The 14,714-nt window shown below is 64.4% G+C and carries 11 protein-coding genes and 1 pseudogene; 8 read left to right on the forward strand and 4 right to left on the reverse strand.

Annotated features, from left to right (window positions below):
• Positions 1–5: 5 nt before the first annotated feature.
• Genes FJ443_RS19240 through lpxK form a run of 3 tightly spaced genes read left to right on the forward strand, consistent with a single transcriptional unit; the run spans position 6 to position 3,137 of the window.
• Entirely contained in the window at positions 6–797 is a 792-nt protein-coding gene (locus FJ443_RS19240; RefSeq protein WP_140521674.1) for a lysophospholipid acyltransferase family protein, read from the forward strand.
• Entirely contained in the window at positions 794–2,110 is a 1,317-nt protein-coding gene (gene waaA, locus FJ443_RS19245) for a lipid IV(A) 3-deoxy-D-manno-octulosonic acid transferase (RefSeq protein WP_140494199.1), read from the forward strand. The genes FJ443_RS19240 and waaA overlap by 4 nt, the downstream gene beginning before the upstream one ends.
• 1 nt (position 2,111) lies before the next feature.
• Positions 2,112–3,137, forward strand: coding sequence for a tetraacyldisaccharide 4'-kinase (gene lpxK / locus FJ443_RS19250; RefSeq protein ID WP_140665388.1), 1,026 nt, complete (start codon positions 2,112–2,114; stop codon positions 3,135–3,137).
• Positions 3,138–3,229: 92 nt separating this feature from the next.
• Here lpxK and FJ443_RS19255 read toward each other — a convergent pair whose 3' ends face one another.
• A complete protein-coding gene (locus tag FJ443_RS19255; RefSeq protein ID WP_140494196.1) occupies positions 3,230–3,463 on the reverse strand; it encodes a DUF2093 domain-containing protein in 234 nt (77 codons plus the stop codon).
• Between the two features lie 269 nt (positions 3,464–3,732).
• On the opposite strand from FJ443_RS19255, the gene FJ443_RS19260 reads away from it, so the two are divergent.
• Positions 3,733–4,161, forward strand: a complete 429-nt coding sequence (locus FJ443_RS19260) for a hypothetical protein (protein WP_210239612.1) — start codon at positions 3,733–3,735, stop codon at positions 4,159–4,161.
• A gap of 116 nt (positions 4,162–4,277) precedes the next feature.
• On the opposite strand, the pseudogene FJ443_RS19265 reads toward FJ443_RS19260, so the two are convergent.
• Positions 4,278–5,203: pseudogene (locus FJ443_RS19265) on the reverse strand (LysR substrate-binding domain-containing protein).
• 93 nt (positions 5,204–5,296) lie between these two features.
• On the opposite strand from FJ443_RS19265, the gene FJ443_RS19270 reads away from it, so the two are divergent.
• Positions 5,297–6,190 carry an EamA family transporter gene (locus FJ443_RS19270; protein ID WP_140665393.1) on the forward strand — a complete coding sequence of 298 codons (894 nt, stop codon included), beginning with the start codon at positions 5,297–5,299 and terminating at the stop codon, positions 6,188–6,190.
• Between the two features lie 246 nt (positions 6,191–6,436).
• Here FJ443_RS19270 and mutL read toward each other — a convergent pair whose 3' ends face one another.
• Both mutL and FJ443_RS19280 read right to left on the reverse strand, forming a co-directional pair.
• A complete protein-coding gene (mutL, locus tag FJ443_RS19275; RefSeq protein WP_140665541.1) occupies positions 6,437–8,314 on the reverse strand; it encodes a DNA mismatch repair endonuclease MutL in 1,878 nt (625 codons plus the stop codon).
• A gap of 67 nt (positions 8,315–8,381) precedes the next feature.
• Positions 8,382–9,284 (reverse strand): LysR substrate-binding domain-containing protein, encoded by a 903-nt coding sequence (locus FJ443_RS19280; RefSeq protein WP_140557078.1) that lies wholly within the window; start codon positions 9,282–9,284, stop codon positions 8,382–8,384.
• A gap of 92 nt (positions 9,285–9,376) precedes the next feature.
• Between FJ443_RS19280 and FJ443_RS19285 the strand changes: the two genes are divergently transcribed.
• The 3 genes from FJ443_RS19285 (at position 9,377) to FJ443_RS19295 (ending at position 14,710) form a co-directional block, all read left to right on the forward strand.
• Entirely contained in the window at positions 9,377–10,924 is a 1,548-nt protein-coding gene (locus tag FJ443_RS19285; RefSeq protein ID WP_140515574.1) for a trimethylamine methyltransferase family protein, read from the forward strand.
• Between the two features lie 38 nt (positions 10,925–10,962).
• Positions 10,963–12,612: an ABC transporter substrate-binding protein gene (locus FJ443_RS19290; RefSeq protein WP_140665396.1), complete on the forward strand. Its 1,650-nt coding sequence runs from the start codon at positions 10,963–10,965 to the stop codon at positions 12,610–12,612.
• Between the two features lie 115 nt (positions 12,613–12,727).
• On the forward strand, positions 12,728–14,710 hold the full coding sequence (locus FJ443_RS19295) for an FAD-dependent oxidoreductase (protein WP_140665399.1): 1,983 nt from the start codon (positions 12,728–12,730) through the stop codon (positions 14,708–14,710).
• The last annotated feature ends 4 nt before the right edge of the window (positions 14,711–14,714 follow it).

Below are 14,714 nucleotides of genomic sequence, written 5' to 3' on the forward strand. Positions count from 1 at the left end.
CTTCGATGGATAATGATCTGGCGAAAGCGCCGCCCGGCCAGGCTACGCCGACGGGCAGGGGCCGCAGCCGCGCCACCAAGGCCTTCTGGCGCAGGATCCGCAAGCCGCTGGCGCAGTCGCGATTCGTCAAGAACATCATCGTCGGCCTGCTGGCGCAGTTCGTTCGGCTGGTGCGCCTGACCAACCGCGTCGTCGACGGCTCGGCGAAATTGACCGGCGGTGCCTATGCCCAGTTCGAGCCCGGCATCATTGCGCTCTGGCACGGCCAGCATCTGTTGACGCCGGCCTACTACCCCAAGGGCAGGCCGCTCGTCGCCATGGTGTCGCGCAGTGCCGATGCCGAACTCAACGCCCTGATGATCGAGAGATTCGGCATCGAGGCCGTACGCGGCTCCGGCGGGCGCGATAATGCCAAACATCTCGACAAGGGCGGCGCCAAGGCATTGATCGCCCTGAAAAAGTCGCTCGTCGCCGGCAAGAACGTCGCCATGATCGCTGACATCCCCCATGGCACGCCGCGCGATGCGGGGCTTGGCATCGTGCTCCTGGCGCGGCTCTCCGGCCGGCCGATCCTGCCGGCGGCCATTGCCACCAGCCGCCGCAAGGTGCTGGAGAAGAGCTGGGACAAGACGACCATCAACCTGCCGTTCGGCCGCTCGTCCATCATCATCGGTACACCGGTTTTCGTGCCGGCCAATGCCGATGACGCCGAGATGGAGCGCAAGCGCCTCGAAGTGACGGCCTCGCTCAATGCCGCGACCGCCGAGGCCTACCGTCTCGTGGATGCCCCGCGATGAGCGGTCGCTGGGCGCGTACCATGCTGACGGCATATCGTTTGGCGGGCGCTGTCGCCTATCCGCTGGTCGGACCCTATGTTGCCTGGCGCACCTCGCGCGGCAAGGAAGACCGCAACCGCCGCCGCGAACGCTACGGCGTCGCCGGCCGGCCTCGCCCCGATGGGCCTGTTATCTGGATCCACGCCGCGAGCGTCGGCGAAACCATAGCTGTCGTTCCCCTGGTCGAGAGCATACTCGACTACGGCGTCAATATCGTGCTGACGACCGGCACCGTAACGTCGGCCAAGGTCGCCGACGAGAGATTGGGCGACCGCATCATCCACCAGTATGTGCCGCTCGACCTCAAGCCGGCGGTCAGCCGTTTCCTCGACCACTGGAAGCCGGATCTGGCGATCATCGCCGAATCGGAGATCTGGCCGATGACGATTCTCGAGCTTGGCGCCCGCCACGTGCCGCAGGTTCTGGTCAATGGCAGGCTGTCCGACCGCTCCTTCACGTCCTGGAAGAAGCGCCCCAACATCGCCGAGGCGCTGTTCGAGAACCTTGCCCATGTCGTTGCCCAGTCCGATGTCGACGGCGAGCGTTTCCGCGCGCTCGGCGCCCGGCCGGTAACCGTTTCCGGCAATCTCAAGGTCGACACCAACCCGCCGCCCGTCGACGAACGGGCGCTGGCCACCTTGCAGCGGCAGATTGGCGGCCGTCCGACCTGGGCGGCGATCTCGACCCATGACGGCGAGGAAGTGGTTGCCGCCGAGGTTCATGCGATGCTGCACAAGCGTCACCACGGCCTGCTGACGATCGTCGTCCCGCGCCATCCCGACCGCGCCGGGGCCCTGGCCGAGCAGATTTCCGGCATGGGCCTCAAGGTAGCGCGGCGCAGCAAGGCCGACAGGATCGGGCCCGATGTCGACATCCTGCTCGGCGATACGATCGGCGAGATGGGACTCTATCTCAGGATGACCGAGATCGCCTTTGTCGGCCGTTCGCTCACCTCTGAAGGCGGCCAGAACCCGCTCGAGCCAGCCATGCTCGAGACGGCGGTCCTTGCCGGACGCAACGTGCAGAATTTCCGCGAGGCCTACCAGCGCCTGCTCGACAGCGGCGGCGCCAAGCTGGTGCGCGACCGCGACATGCTGGCCGGTGCGGTCAACTTCCTGCTCACCAACGAAGTCGCGCGCCATGAGATGATGGCGGCCGGCGCCGCGACCGTCGATGAGATGCGCGGCGCGCTGGCGCGCACGCTGAAGTCGCTTGAGCCCTATATCCAGCCGCTGGTCGTCAAGGCGCGCCTGAAGGGCGCGAACGGGCGGTAAAATGGCCTCCGAAGCACCGCCGTTCTGGTGGGAGGAGCCGGACTGGCGCGTTTTCGCGCTGTCGCCGCTGTCGGCCGCCTATGCATTCGTCGCCGGCCGTGGCATGCGGCGGGCCAGGCGCGAGAAGGTCGAAGCGCCGGTTCTGTGCATCGGCAATTTCACCGTCGGCGGGACGGGCAAGACGCCGGTGGCGATCGCCATGGCCGAACACGCCAGGCGCATGCGGCTCAAACCCGGTTTCCTCTCGCGCGGCCATGGGGGCTCCTTCGCCGAGCCGCATGTCGTCGACATCAAACACGACAGCGCCAGGCATGTCGGTGACGAGCCGCTGCTGCTGGCCGAACACGCGCCCGTGGCAGTGACGCCGCACCGCGCTGCCGGAGCACGGCTGCTCATGGAAAACCATGGCTGCGATTTCCTGATCATGGATGACGGTTTCCAGAGCGCGCGCATCCATATCGACTATGCGCTGGTCGTCGTCGACGCGCGCTACGGCATTGGCAACGGCCGTGTCATCCCGGGCGGACCGCTCAGGGCCAGGGTCGTCGATCAGCTGGTCTTCACCAGCGGGTTGCTGAAGATGGGTGACGGCACCGCCGCCGACGCGGTGGTGCGCCAGGCGGCGCGCGCCGGCCGGCCGATCTTCGAGGCTCACACCGAGCCGAGCGGCAAGGAGCGCCTCGCCGGCAAACGTTATCTTGCCTTCGCCGGCATCGGCCACCCCGAGAAATTCTTCGACACGGTAGAGGAGGCCGGCGGCGAGGTGGCTTTGAAGCGGCCGTTTCCGGATCATCATTTCTACGCCGAGGATGAGCTTGCTGAACTGGCGGCCACCGCGCGCGCCGAAGGGCTCGGCCTCATCACCACCGCCAAGGATGCCGCCCGGCTGCGCCACGGCGCTTCGAAGGACTTTCTCGATCGTCTCGACGTGCTGGAAATCGACGCGGTCTTCGAACTCGACCACGTTCCCGAACGTATCATCGAGGAGACGCTCGATGCCTGGCGCCAGCGTAAGCTTAAGGGCTAAGGCGTTCAGCCTTCGATGGAATCGCCGACCCGCTCTGCTTCTTGGTTTTTACGCAACGGCGGACAGAAACGGCTGCGCATTCCGGGATTTGCTCAGCTTCGCTTGCGCAATTCCGGATGCGCCTCGATCTCGCGGCGCAATGAGGCCGCGGCGTTGATGTAGGGCTCCTGCCTCTCAACGCTCCAGTACTTCAGCTCGTCGAGCGGAATGCTTTCGCCGGTCACCGCGCAGCGCACGAACGCGCCCGGGCTCGTCACCTGGAAGTCGCCGTCGAGATAGCGAATACGGGCTTCCTTGCCGCCGGGGCCTTCGAAACGGTTCATCATGCTTTGGTGCCGAGCTTCATGCCGAGTTCATCGCCACAAATTGCCGGCAAGGTCAAGCATGGGACAAGCTCGAGGCAATGCTGATATCCTATTTGATGAGCCGAAGAGTACCATTGGTGGGGACATGATGGACATTTCTTCCGCTCGGCTGGCTTCCTTGCTCAAGGAGGCGATGACGCCGCAGGCGGTGCCGCCGGCGAAACCCGATGTGCTCAAGGCAGCGCTGGTCAAGGTGGCCTTGCGACCGCCCGCAACCGGCCTTGGAAGCGTTGGCGGCCCTGCCGCCCGCGTCGGCCGAGACGTCGCAGCAATTGGCCGCACCGCAGATCGTACGGGCCTATCAGGCGGCGATGGAGCCGGACATGGACACCGCCGAAAAGGCCGTTTCCGAGATTTCGGCGCGTAAGCAGGCGTCGCCAGGTGACGAGGCTCAGCGCGGCGTGCCAGTGGCCGTCACAAGAGCCGAAGACGGCGGCGCTGCCCGGCCCGCGCCGCTCTCGTGGCCGGCGTTCGTCTCGCCGCGGGTATCCGTCGTGCAAAAGGCGTCAGCCGACAATGTGGTGCCGGGGTGCATGACCGGCCAACCAAAGGGAGCCGCACCGGGGAATCGCGAACAAGGCGCGGTCGGCATCGGCCCCATCGCAACGGGCCTGCTGGTTGCCGCGCTCATTGCATTTGTCTGGTTGGCCATTCGCTAAAGCAAGTGTGTACGGTTTTCCCGGGAAACGCGCGTAGCGCTTTCCCTATGGAATTGCGCAAAACAAAGACATAGAGCGGTTCGCCGTTTCCGTGAAACGGTGAACTGCTCTGAAACCTACGTGTCGGCTTCGACGAAGTGTTCGATCTTTTCCGCCGACACACCGGCCTGCGCCGCGATGCGGCGCGACAGGTCGGCGGCAGCGGCGCGGGGCCTCCCGGCAGGACGATCGAGCCAGTAGGAAACGGGATTGAGCACAACGCGGTCGTCGACGGCCACGACACGCCCCGACCGTATCTGGTGTTCGGTGAGCGGCGGGCGTGCCAGCGCGATGCCCAGGCTGTGTGCGGCGGCATCGAGCACCAGATTGTAGTCTTCGAAGCGGCGGTCCTGCGGGCGCGGCCGGTAATCCATGTCCTGCGCGGCGAACCAGGCGCGCCAGCCGGATGCGTCGGAATCGTTGATCAGCGGGAATTTGAGCAGCCGGGCCGGGTCGCCGCAGCCGATCTCCGGCGCGAGGCTCGGCGAGGCGATCGGAAACAGATACTCCTCGAACAACTGCATCGAAACGCGGCCCGGGATGCGGCCGCGTCCGCAGCGCACCGACAGATCGATGCCTTCATCGGCGAGATCGGCCTGGCGGTTATCGACATCCAGCACGATGCGCAGGCGGGTGGGATCATTCTCAAGCGCCGCCATGCGTGGCATCAGCCATAGGCCGCTTACCGAGGGATCGAGGCCAGCCGCACCACTGCGGTGCCGCGCGGTTCAACCCAGCGGTCCGAATTGACCGAGATCAACGCGAAGGCTTCGGTGGTCCTGAGATGCAGGCGATTGCCTTCGTTCGTCAGCGTCACGCCGCGCGCCCCGCGTTCGAAAACCTTCAGGCCAAGCCAGCCCTCCAGCTTGGCGATCTGCCGGCTGATAGCGCCATGGGTGAGATTGAGCCTCTGCGCGGCTGCCGAAAAACTCCCCGTGCGTGCCGCTGCATCGAAGGCGCGCAGTGTCTCGAGCGGCAAGATGTCGTCTAAGCTGTGATCCATAGTCACAGCTGACCCTCGATTTGGTCGTTTGTCAATTGGTCCGAAAAAGCGTTTTCTCCCCATCGAGAGGCGAAAGAACGGGAGGACGATGAGATGAGGGCGATGACGAGCACGTTGAATCCAGCACAGCGGATGGACACCACCGCGGCCGTAGCGGTGGCGCTGACGGTGATTGGCTGGGCCTCGGCCTTTCCGGCGATCCGGGCTGGCCTCGCCGCGTTCGGGCCGCTCGAACTCGGCGCCCTGCGCTTTGCCATCGCCGCGGTACCTGCGGCGATCTTCCTTGCTGTCAGGCGGCCGACGCTGCCGCGCATAGGCGAGTTGTGGCGCCTGGCCTTTGGCGGCGCCGTTTTCGTCGCGCTCTACACCGCCATGCTCAATTTCGGCGAACTGACGGTTTCGGCCGGTGCTGCCGGATTCATCATCAATGTCAGCCCGATCTTCACCGCCATCATGGCGATGGCGCTGCTCGGCGAACGATTCTCGACGATGGCCTGGGTCGGTACTGCCATTTCCTTCAGCGGCATCGGCATTATCGCCATGGCCGACGGACAGGGCCTGCATTTCGACACGGGTGCGCTCCTGGTGCTGGGATCGGCGCTCTGTTCGGCGGTCAACACCATCGTCCAGAAGCCGCTGTTCGCCCGCCATCATCCACTGACCATTGCGGCCTCGAATATGGTGCTCGGCGCGCTCTGCCTGGCGCCCTTCCTGCCGGCAGCTTTTTCGCAGGCGGCGGTCGCCGATATGGGGGGGCTGGGCGCCGTCATCTATCTCGGCGTCGTGCCGAGCCTGATCGCCTATGCCGCCTGGGCGACGGCGCTTTCGCGCTTGCCTGCGGCGCGTGCCTCGAACTTCCTTTATCTGGTCTCTCCCATGTCCGCCCTGATCGGCTTCTTCTGGCTGGGCGAAGTCCCGATGCTGCTCGGCCTGCTTGGCGGCGCGCTGGCGCTAGGGGGCGTCATCGTAGTGAATTTGAAGAGGTGAACCAGGGAGTTGGGGTCACTTCTTGATTCGAAAAGAGCCGCTTGGAAGCGGCTCTTTTCGGACCCCCGCCCGGACCTTCGGTCCGACCTCCCCACAAGGGGGAGGTAGGGAACTCCGCTTTTCCGCGTCCTCATAAAAGTGCTTTCCTGTAGATGGGCAGGGCGCTTCCTCACCCTCCCCCTTGTGGGGAGGGTCGCTGCGAAGCAGCGGGGTGGGGGCTGCACCGGCAAACCTCGCAGGCAGCCTTCACCGCCGCCCGAACAGCCTCTCGATGTCCGCCAGCTTGAGTTCGATATAGGTCGGGCGACCGTGGTTGCAGGTGCCGGAGCCGGGCGTGGCCTCCATCTGGCGCAGCAGCGCGTTCATCTCCTCGGCCTTGAGCAGGCGGCCGGAACGCACCGAACCATGGCAGGCCATGGTCGCCGCGATTTTGTCCAGCCTTTCCTTCAGCGTGTCGACGGTGTCGTTGTCGGCGATCTCGTCGGCGAGGTCGCGCACCAATTGCTGGACGTTGGTCTCGCCCAGCATCGACGGTGTCTCGCGCACGGCCACGGCGCCCGGCCCGAAACGCTCGATGCCGAGCCCGAAGCGGGCGAGCGTTTCGGAATGCGTGGCGAGCCGTTCGGCATCCTCTTCAGGCAGGTCGACGATCTCCGGCAGAAGCAGCATCTGCGACGGCACGGCGCGCGCGTGCAGCGCGTTCTTCAACGCCTCGTAGACCAGCCGCTCATGCGCGGCATGCTGGTCGACGATGACAAGTGAGTCCCTGGTCTGGGCGACGATGTAGTTCTCATGCACCTGCGCCCGTGCCGCACCGAGCACCGTGCCAAGCAGCGTCTCCGCCGCTTCGCCCTGTCCTGCCCGGGCGTCGGCGCTGGCGATCGGGCCGGCATCGAACGCCGCCTGCTCGTTTTCGCCGAACCCGCCGTTTCGTTCGAATCCTGAACCCTGGAACTCCATGTCGAGTGGCCGTTGCGGCGAGCGTGCGTGGTCGAAACCGGCAGAACCCGAGGCGCGGTAGGCCGCTTCGTAGCTGCGGTGACCATTGGCCGGGCCGCCATGGGCGTATGACGCCGCTCCCGGCCGGAACGCCGCCATCATGCCGGCGGCACCGGAAGTGGCGGCGCGGATGCCGGCTTCGGCAAGCGCCTGACGGATGGCGCCGACGATCAGCCCGCGCACCAGGCCGGGGTCGCGGAAGCGGACATCGGCCTTGGCTGGGTGGACATTGACGTCGACGATCGCCGGGTCGAGTGTCAGGAAAAGCACCGTGACCGCATGGCGGTCGCGTGGCAGGACGTCGGCGAAGGCGCCTCTGATAGCGCCGGCGATCAGCTTGTCGCGCACTGGCCGGCCATTGACATAGGCATATTGCTGCAGCGCGTTTGCGCGGGTGAAGGACGGGATCGATACATGGCCGGTCAGATGCACGCCTTCGCGCATCGCATCGATGGCAATGGAATTGTCGGGAAACTCGGCCCCCATCACCTGGGCGATGCGGCGCAGGCGTCCGTCCGCGCTGTCATCGGTCGCCGGCAATTCAAGCGTCGAGCGGTCGGAACCGCTGAGCGTGAAGCGAACGGTCGGAAAGGCGATCGCGATGCGCTTGACCACGTCGCTGGTCGTCGAGCTTTCGGCGCGCTCGCCTTTCATGAATTTCAGCCTTGCCGGGGTGGCGAAGAAAAGGTCGCGCACCTCCACGGTGGTGCCGCGATTGGCCGCCGCCGGCCTAACGGGCGAGATCCTGCCGCCCTCGATGCCGATCTCGGCGGCGCTGTCGCTTGCCGCCGTGCGCGAGCGGATCGACAAGCGCGATACCGAGCCGATCGATGGCAGCGCCTCGCCGCGAAAGCCGAGCGAGCGGATGTCGTGGATGTCTTCGGCAAGCTTGGAGGTGCAATGGCGTGCGATCGCCAGCGAAAGCTCCTGTTCGGGGATGCCGAAGCCGTCGTCGGTGACACGGATCAGGTTCAACCCGCCGCCTGATGTGACGACCTCGACCTTTCCCGCACCGGCATCAAGCGCGTTCTCGACCAGTTCCTTCACCACGCTTGCCGGACGCTCGATGACTTCGCCGGCGGCGATCTGGTTGATCATCGTTTCGGAAAGCTGGCGTATGGGCATGGTGACAGTATAGGCGGATTCGTGCCGAGCGGGCGAGGGTGAAATACGGTGAAAACAGTGAACGACCTCACGCTTGCGCTGCCAGCCAATCCCGTACCTTGCGGGCATTCTCGCTAAGCTCCCGGTTCCTCGGCCAGATGACATAGAACGCCTTGCCGGTCTTGAGCACATGGTCCGTCACCGGCACCAGCAGTCCCGTCGCGAGCATCCGCTCGGCAAGGTGGCGCCAGCCGAGCGCGATGCCTTGCCCTTCCATGACGCCCTGGATTACCAGCCCGTAATCGTTGATGCGCAGGCCGCGCGCGGTATCGCCGAGACGGGCGCCGGCCGATTCGAACCACTCATTCCAGCTCGCCGCCTCCCGATAGGGCTCCTCAAGATGGATGAGACGGTGCGTGGCCAGTTCCGCGACCGATTTGGGCAGGCCGAACTTCGCCGCGTAGCTGGTGCCGGCGACGGGAAAGATCTCTTCGTCGGCAAGCGGCAGCGAATGATAGTCCTGCCAGTCCCTCGGTTCGCCGCCGCGCACGGCAAGCGGGATTCCCTCTGCGATGATGTCGAGGTCGCGGTCGGCGGTCTGGATGCGCAGATCAATGCCCGGCAGTTCGTCGCGGAACTGCTGCAGCCGCGGCATCATCCAGAAGGAGCCGAACGCAGTCGAGGCGGCAAGCGTCACGTGGCCTCCGGTCGCCTGCAGGCGCAGATCCTCCGCCGACTTTCGGATGTGGGACAGGCCCAGCGAAACGTCGGCGTGGAAACGCTCGCCGGCCTCCGTCAGGCTGACCTGCCGGTGACGGCGCTGGAACAGCTTGGCGCCGAGCTGTTCCTCCAGCCCGCGCACCGCGTAGGAAACGGCGGCCTGGGTCATGCCGAGCTCTCGCCCGGCGGCGGTGAAGCTCGACAGGCGGCCCGCCGCCTCGAAGACGATCAGGCTGCCGGCCGAGGGAAGGAGGTGGCGCAGGTTTCGCATAAGCAGAGCTTATACAAGAGATCAGGATTTTCCAGCGTCACATTCCTGTTTTGTGCGTCTAGGCTGCGAGGTATAAGAGGAATGGAGTTGCCATGAACGCACCGGCCGCTGTGACCGAACACGCCAATCGTCGAGCCGGCGGCCGCCTGGGGCGCAAGGCGCTGCGGGGAGCTCCGGTAACGTCGTTTCCGACACTGGTCCGCCAAATCCCCGTCTATCAGATGGTGCCGGACGAGGCAGTGGAACTCATACACCAGGAATCGCTCGCCATCCTGGAGGACGTGGGATGCGAGTTCCGCGACGATGAGGCCATCGAGATGTGGAAGGCCGCCGGCGCGGACGTCTCCGAGACAAGAGTGCGGATCGACCGGGCCTTGCTGATGGAGCTCGTCTCGAAGGTGCCGTCGGAGTTCACGCTCAACGCGCGCAACCCTGAGCGTACGGTGCGCGTGGGCGGAAAGAATTCCATCTTCGTGCCGATGTATGGCGCGCCTTATGTGCGTGACCTCGACAATGTCAGGCGCTACGGCACGCTCGCCGACCTCAACAATTTCCACAAGCTCGCCTACATGGCGCCAGCCCTGCATTCCTCGAGCTCGATCATCTGCGAGCCGATGGAAATAGCGGTGCCCAAGCGTCACCTCCACATCATCCATTCGGCGCTGAAGCATTCCGACAAGCCGTTCATGGGCATCGTGACGTCGAAGGATCGGGCGGAAGACACGATGGCGATGGCGGGCATCGTGTTCGGTGAGGATTACGTGCGCGACAACCCTGTGCTGGTGTCGATCACCAACTGCAATTCACCGCTGGTATGGGATGCCACCATGCTGGATGCGATGAAGGTCTATGCCCGTCACAATCAGCCGCTGATCCTGGCGCCCTTCGCGCTCTGCGGCGCCTCGACCTCGGCCTCGGCCGTGGGCGCGGTGGCGCAGGTCAATGCCGAGGCGCTTGCCGGTGTAGCGTTCACCCAGCTCCTGCGTCCCGGCTCGCCTCAAATCTACGGCCAGTTTATGGTCACGGTCGACATGAAGACCGGCGCTCCGATGGGCGGCACGCCGGAGGCCGCGCAGATGATGTATCTGATGGGCGCGCTGGCGCGGAAATACGGGCTGCCGTGGCGCACGTCCGGCTTCCATGTCGGCTCGAAGCTGAACGATGCCCAGGCCGGCTACGAGGCGAACATGCTCATGCATGCCGCCATCCTTGCCGGAGCCAACTACATCTGGCACTCGGCCGGATGGCTCGAGGCGGGTCTCACCTGCGGCTATTCGAAGTTCGCGACCGATTGCGAACAGCTCGTCGGCTGGTACAAATATGCCGGCGGGCTGCCGTTCGACGATTTCAAGGAAGCGATGGCCGCCATCCGCGAGGTGGGGCCGCAGGGCCATTTCCTCGGCACCCAGCACACGCTCGAGCATTTCGAGCGGGCCTTCTTCATGCCCAGCATCATGGATTTCAATTCCTATGAACAGTGGAAGGCCGAAGGGGCGAAGGACCACGACACGCGCGGCCGGGAGAAAGCGCGCAACATGCTGGCCGATTATGAGGAGCCGAAGCTCGATGTGGGCATCGCCGACGGTCTCAGGGATTTTATCGCGCTGCGCGAGGAGAAATTGCCGGACAGCGTTAGCTGACGGGACGAAGATCTGACGGGAACCACAGGGAGGAAAAAATGACGCTTTTCAAAAGCAATGGTGATCGTGTTCCAAGCGCCATAGAGGAGATGGCCAACGAGGCGCGTGCGGGTAGGTTCGATCGGCGCGAATTCCTGGCGTTGGCAAGCGCCTTCGGGGCATCGACGGCTCTGGCCTATGGCATGATCGGCCTTGCCGCGCCGACGGACGCCTTGGCCGAGGAGCCGAAGAAGGGCGGAACGCTGCGTGTCTCGATGTCGGTCAAGGCGCAGAAGGATCCGCGCACCTACGACTGGGTTGAGCTTGCCAACATCTCGCGCACCTGGCTGGAGCCGCTTGTGCGCTATACCAGGCAGTTCACCTTCGAGCCGGTGCTGCTCGAAAGCTGGGACATCAACGACGACGCCACCGAATATACGCTGCATGTGCGCAAGGGCATCACCTGGAACAATGGCGATACCTTCAACGCCGATGATGTGGTGCACAATGTGACGCGCTGGTGCGAGAAGGGCGTCGCCGGCAACTCCATGGCCGCGCGTGTCGGCGCGCTGATCGACGCCAAGACCGGCAAGGCGAGGGACGGCGCGATCACCAAGGTCGACGACAACACGGTCAAGCTGAAGCTCTCCGAGCCCGACATTTCGCTGATCCCGAACTTCACCGACTATCCGGCGCTCGTCGTCCACCGCAATTTCGATGCCGATGGCGCCGATCCGATCAAGAAGCCGATCGGCACCGGACCCTTCGAGCTGGTCTCTTACGATGTCGGCCAGAAAGCCGTCGTCAAGCGCCGCGAGAACGGCAAATGGTGGGGCGGCGAAGCTCCGCTCGACGGCGTCGAATTCATCGACTACGGCACCGATTTCAACGCCACGGTGAATGCCTTCGATTCCGGCGAAATCGACCTCAATTTCGAGTCGCCTGCCGATTTTATCGACATCCTCGACAAGATGGGGCTGGAGAAATCGGAGGTGGCGACCGCGACCACCCTGGTTGCGCGCACCAACGTCACGCACAAACCCTACGATGACAAGCGTGTTCGCAACGCGCTCCAGATGGCGGTCGACAACAACGCGGTGCTGCAGCTCGGCTACAGCGGTCGCGGCACGGTCGGCGAAAACCACCATGTCAGCCCCATCCATCCGGAATATTATCCGCTGCCCAAGAAGGAGCGTGATGCCGCCGGCGCCAAGAAGCTGATGGCGGAGGCGGGTCAGGCCGACTTCGAGCATGAGCTGATCACCATCGAGGACGATTGGCAGAAGAACACCGGCGATGCCATCGCGGGCCAGCTGCGCGAGGCCGGAATCAAGGTGAAACGGACGGTGCTGCCGGGCTCGACGTTCTGGAACGACTGGACGAAATATCCCTATTCGATGACGATCTGGTACATGCGCCCGCTCGGCGTCCAGGTGCTGGCGCTCGGCTATCGCACCGGCGAGGCCTGGAATGAATCGGCGTATTCGAATCCCGATTTCGACGCCAAGCTCAAGCAGGCGCTATCGCTGATCGACGTCGCCAAGCGCAAGGAGGTGATGAAGGATGTCGAGCAGATCCTGCAGGATTCCGGCGTCATCATCCAGCCGTTCTGGCAGAAGCTCTACAGTCATACGAGCAAGAAGGTGAAGAACTACGGCGTCCACCAGACTTTTGAAATGGACCTCCAGAACGTCTGGCTGGACGCCTAGCTGCAATGGTTGGCGAATGCCGGCACCCTTTCAGGTGCCGGCTGTCCGGCAAATCGATTATGGCTGCGGGCGCTGGCGCTCGGGTGCTGCCGCTAGGGCTTTTGAGGAGCGGTACATGTCTGGGCAGGTCTTCAACCGGTTGTTCACGCCGATTGCTCTGCGCGGCAAGACCTTACGCAACAGGATCGTGTTCGGAGCCCATACCGCGAACATGGCGGTAGAGGGACTGCCGACAGAACGGCATGTCGGCTATTATGCCGAACGCGCTATCGGCGGCGCGGGCATGATCGTCGTCGAGCCGATGCCGGTGCACCGGGCCGCGATTCTTACCCGCGGCAACTTCCGTCCTTCCGACGACAGCGTGATCGCCCATTTCCGCAAAGTGACGGAAGCGATCCGCGGCAATGGCGCCGTCGCCATCCAGCAGCTCTATCATGTCGGTCAGCACGCGGACGCGGACAACTCGTTCCATGCCGGCTGGTCCCCTTCCGGACTGCCGAGTTATCACGACTCTGACGGTTCGCATCGAATGTCCGAAGCCGAGATCGAAGAAACGATCGACGGTTTCGTGCAGGCGGCGCGCCGTTGCCGCGAGGCCGGTTTCGACGGCGTCGAGGTCTGGGCGGCGTATCATTCGATACTGGACCAGTTCTGGACGCCCTGGTCGAATCGCCGCGACGACCGGTGGGGCGGCAGCCTTCAAAATCGCACCCGGATGAGCCGTGAGGTGATGAGCAGAATTCGCCGGGAATGCGGCGATGATTTCATCATCGGCCTTGCGGTCAACGACGAACCGGAAGTGGAGGTGGCGCTGAAGCGCGAAGCATTGGCCGAGATAATCGACCTCCACGACCGCGATTCTTTGATGGATTATGTGACTTGTGGAACGGGCTCCTACTTCGATTTCTACAAAATCATCCCGACCTTTGTTTATCCGGAAAAGCTCGGCGCCGACCTGGCGTCCGTGCTCAAATCCACCGTGCGCCACGCGTTGGTCACCGCCGAGAGTCACATCCGTACGCCGCAGAATGCCGAAAGTGTGCTGAGCGAAGGCCACGCTGATCTGGTTTCCATCGTGCGGGGGCAGATCGCCGATCCGCACCTGGCCGCAAAGGCCGCCGCCGGACGGCCGGAAGACATTCGCGGGTGCCTGTCCTGCAACCAGATGTGCTGGGGCCGACGCAGCCGCGACTACTGGATCAGCTGCGTCATCAATCCCTCGGCGGGGCGGGAATGGGAATGGGGCGGAGATCGCTTCGCCCCGGCTAGCCAACCCAAGCGCGTACTGGTCGTCGGCGGCGGTCCCGCCGGCCTCGAAGCGGCGCGTGTAGCAGCCGAACGCGGTCATCGTGTCACGCTGGCCGAGGCTTCCGACCGTCTTGGGGGGCAGTTCCGCCTTGCGGGGCTGCAACCGCGCCGCGCCCAGATTCTGGATCTGATCGACTGGTACCAGCGCCAGCTCAGCCAGCTTCAGGTCGACGTCCGGTACGGACAATATGTCGAGGCGGAGGATGTCGAGCGCGAAGGCGCGGACCACGTCATCATCGCAACCGGCTCGATGCCGTCAGACGGCGCTTTCCAACGGGCATTGCCGCAGTGGGAAAGCATCCCGGGCGGCGGGCTGGTTCTCTCGGCCGAAGCCGTGATGGCCCGTGAGGCGAGACCAGGCAAAAATGTTATCTTGCTCGACGATGGCGGCAATTGGAAAGGGTGCGGCACCGCCTGGAAACTCGCCGAGGACGGTCACAATGTGACGCTTGTGACACCTGACGCCCTGGTTGGCAAAGAGCTTCAGCGAATGGCAGTCGACGCGCCGCTGCGCCGCGCACTCGCCAGGCTGCGGGTGCGGTTTTTGACCGAGAGCGCCATCGTTCATTGGGACGGGAAGGCCGCCAGGGTCGCTTCCCTGCTCGACGGAACCGAGCAGGACGTCGAAGCCGATGCGCTGATCTTCGCCACGACGAGTATGGCAGCCGACATGCTTTCCATCGAGCTCGACAGGCGCAAAATTGCCCACACGTCGATTGGTGATTGTACCGCCTCAAGGCAGGCGGCTTTTGCCATCCATGATGGACGCAAGGTGGCGCTTGGTCTCTGATCGC

Origin of the sequence: Mesorhizobium sp. B2-6-1, assembly GCF_006440475.1 — a bacterium.
Classification (GTDB): domain Bacteria; phylum Pseudomonadota; class Alphaproteobacteria; order Rhizobiales; family Rhizobiaceae; genus Mesorhizobium.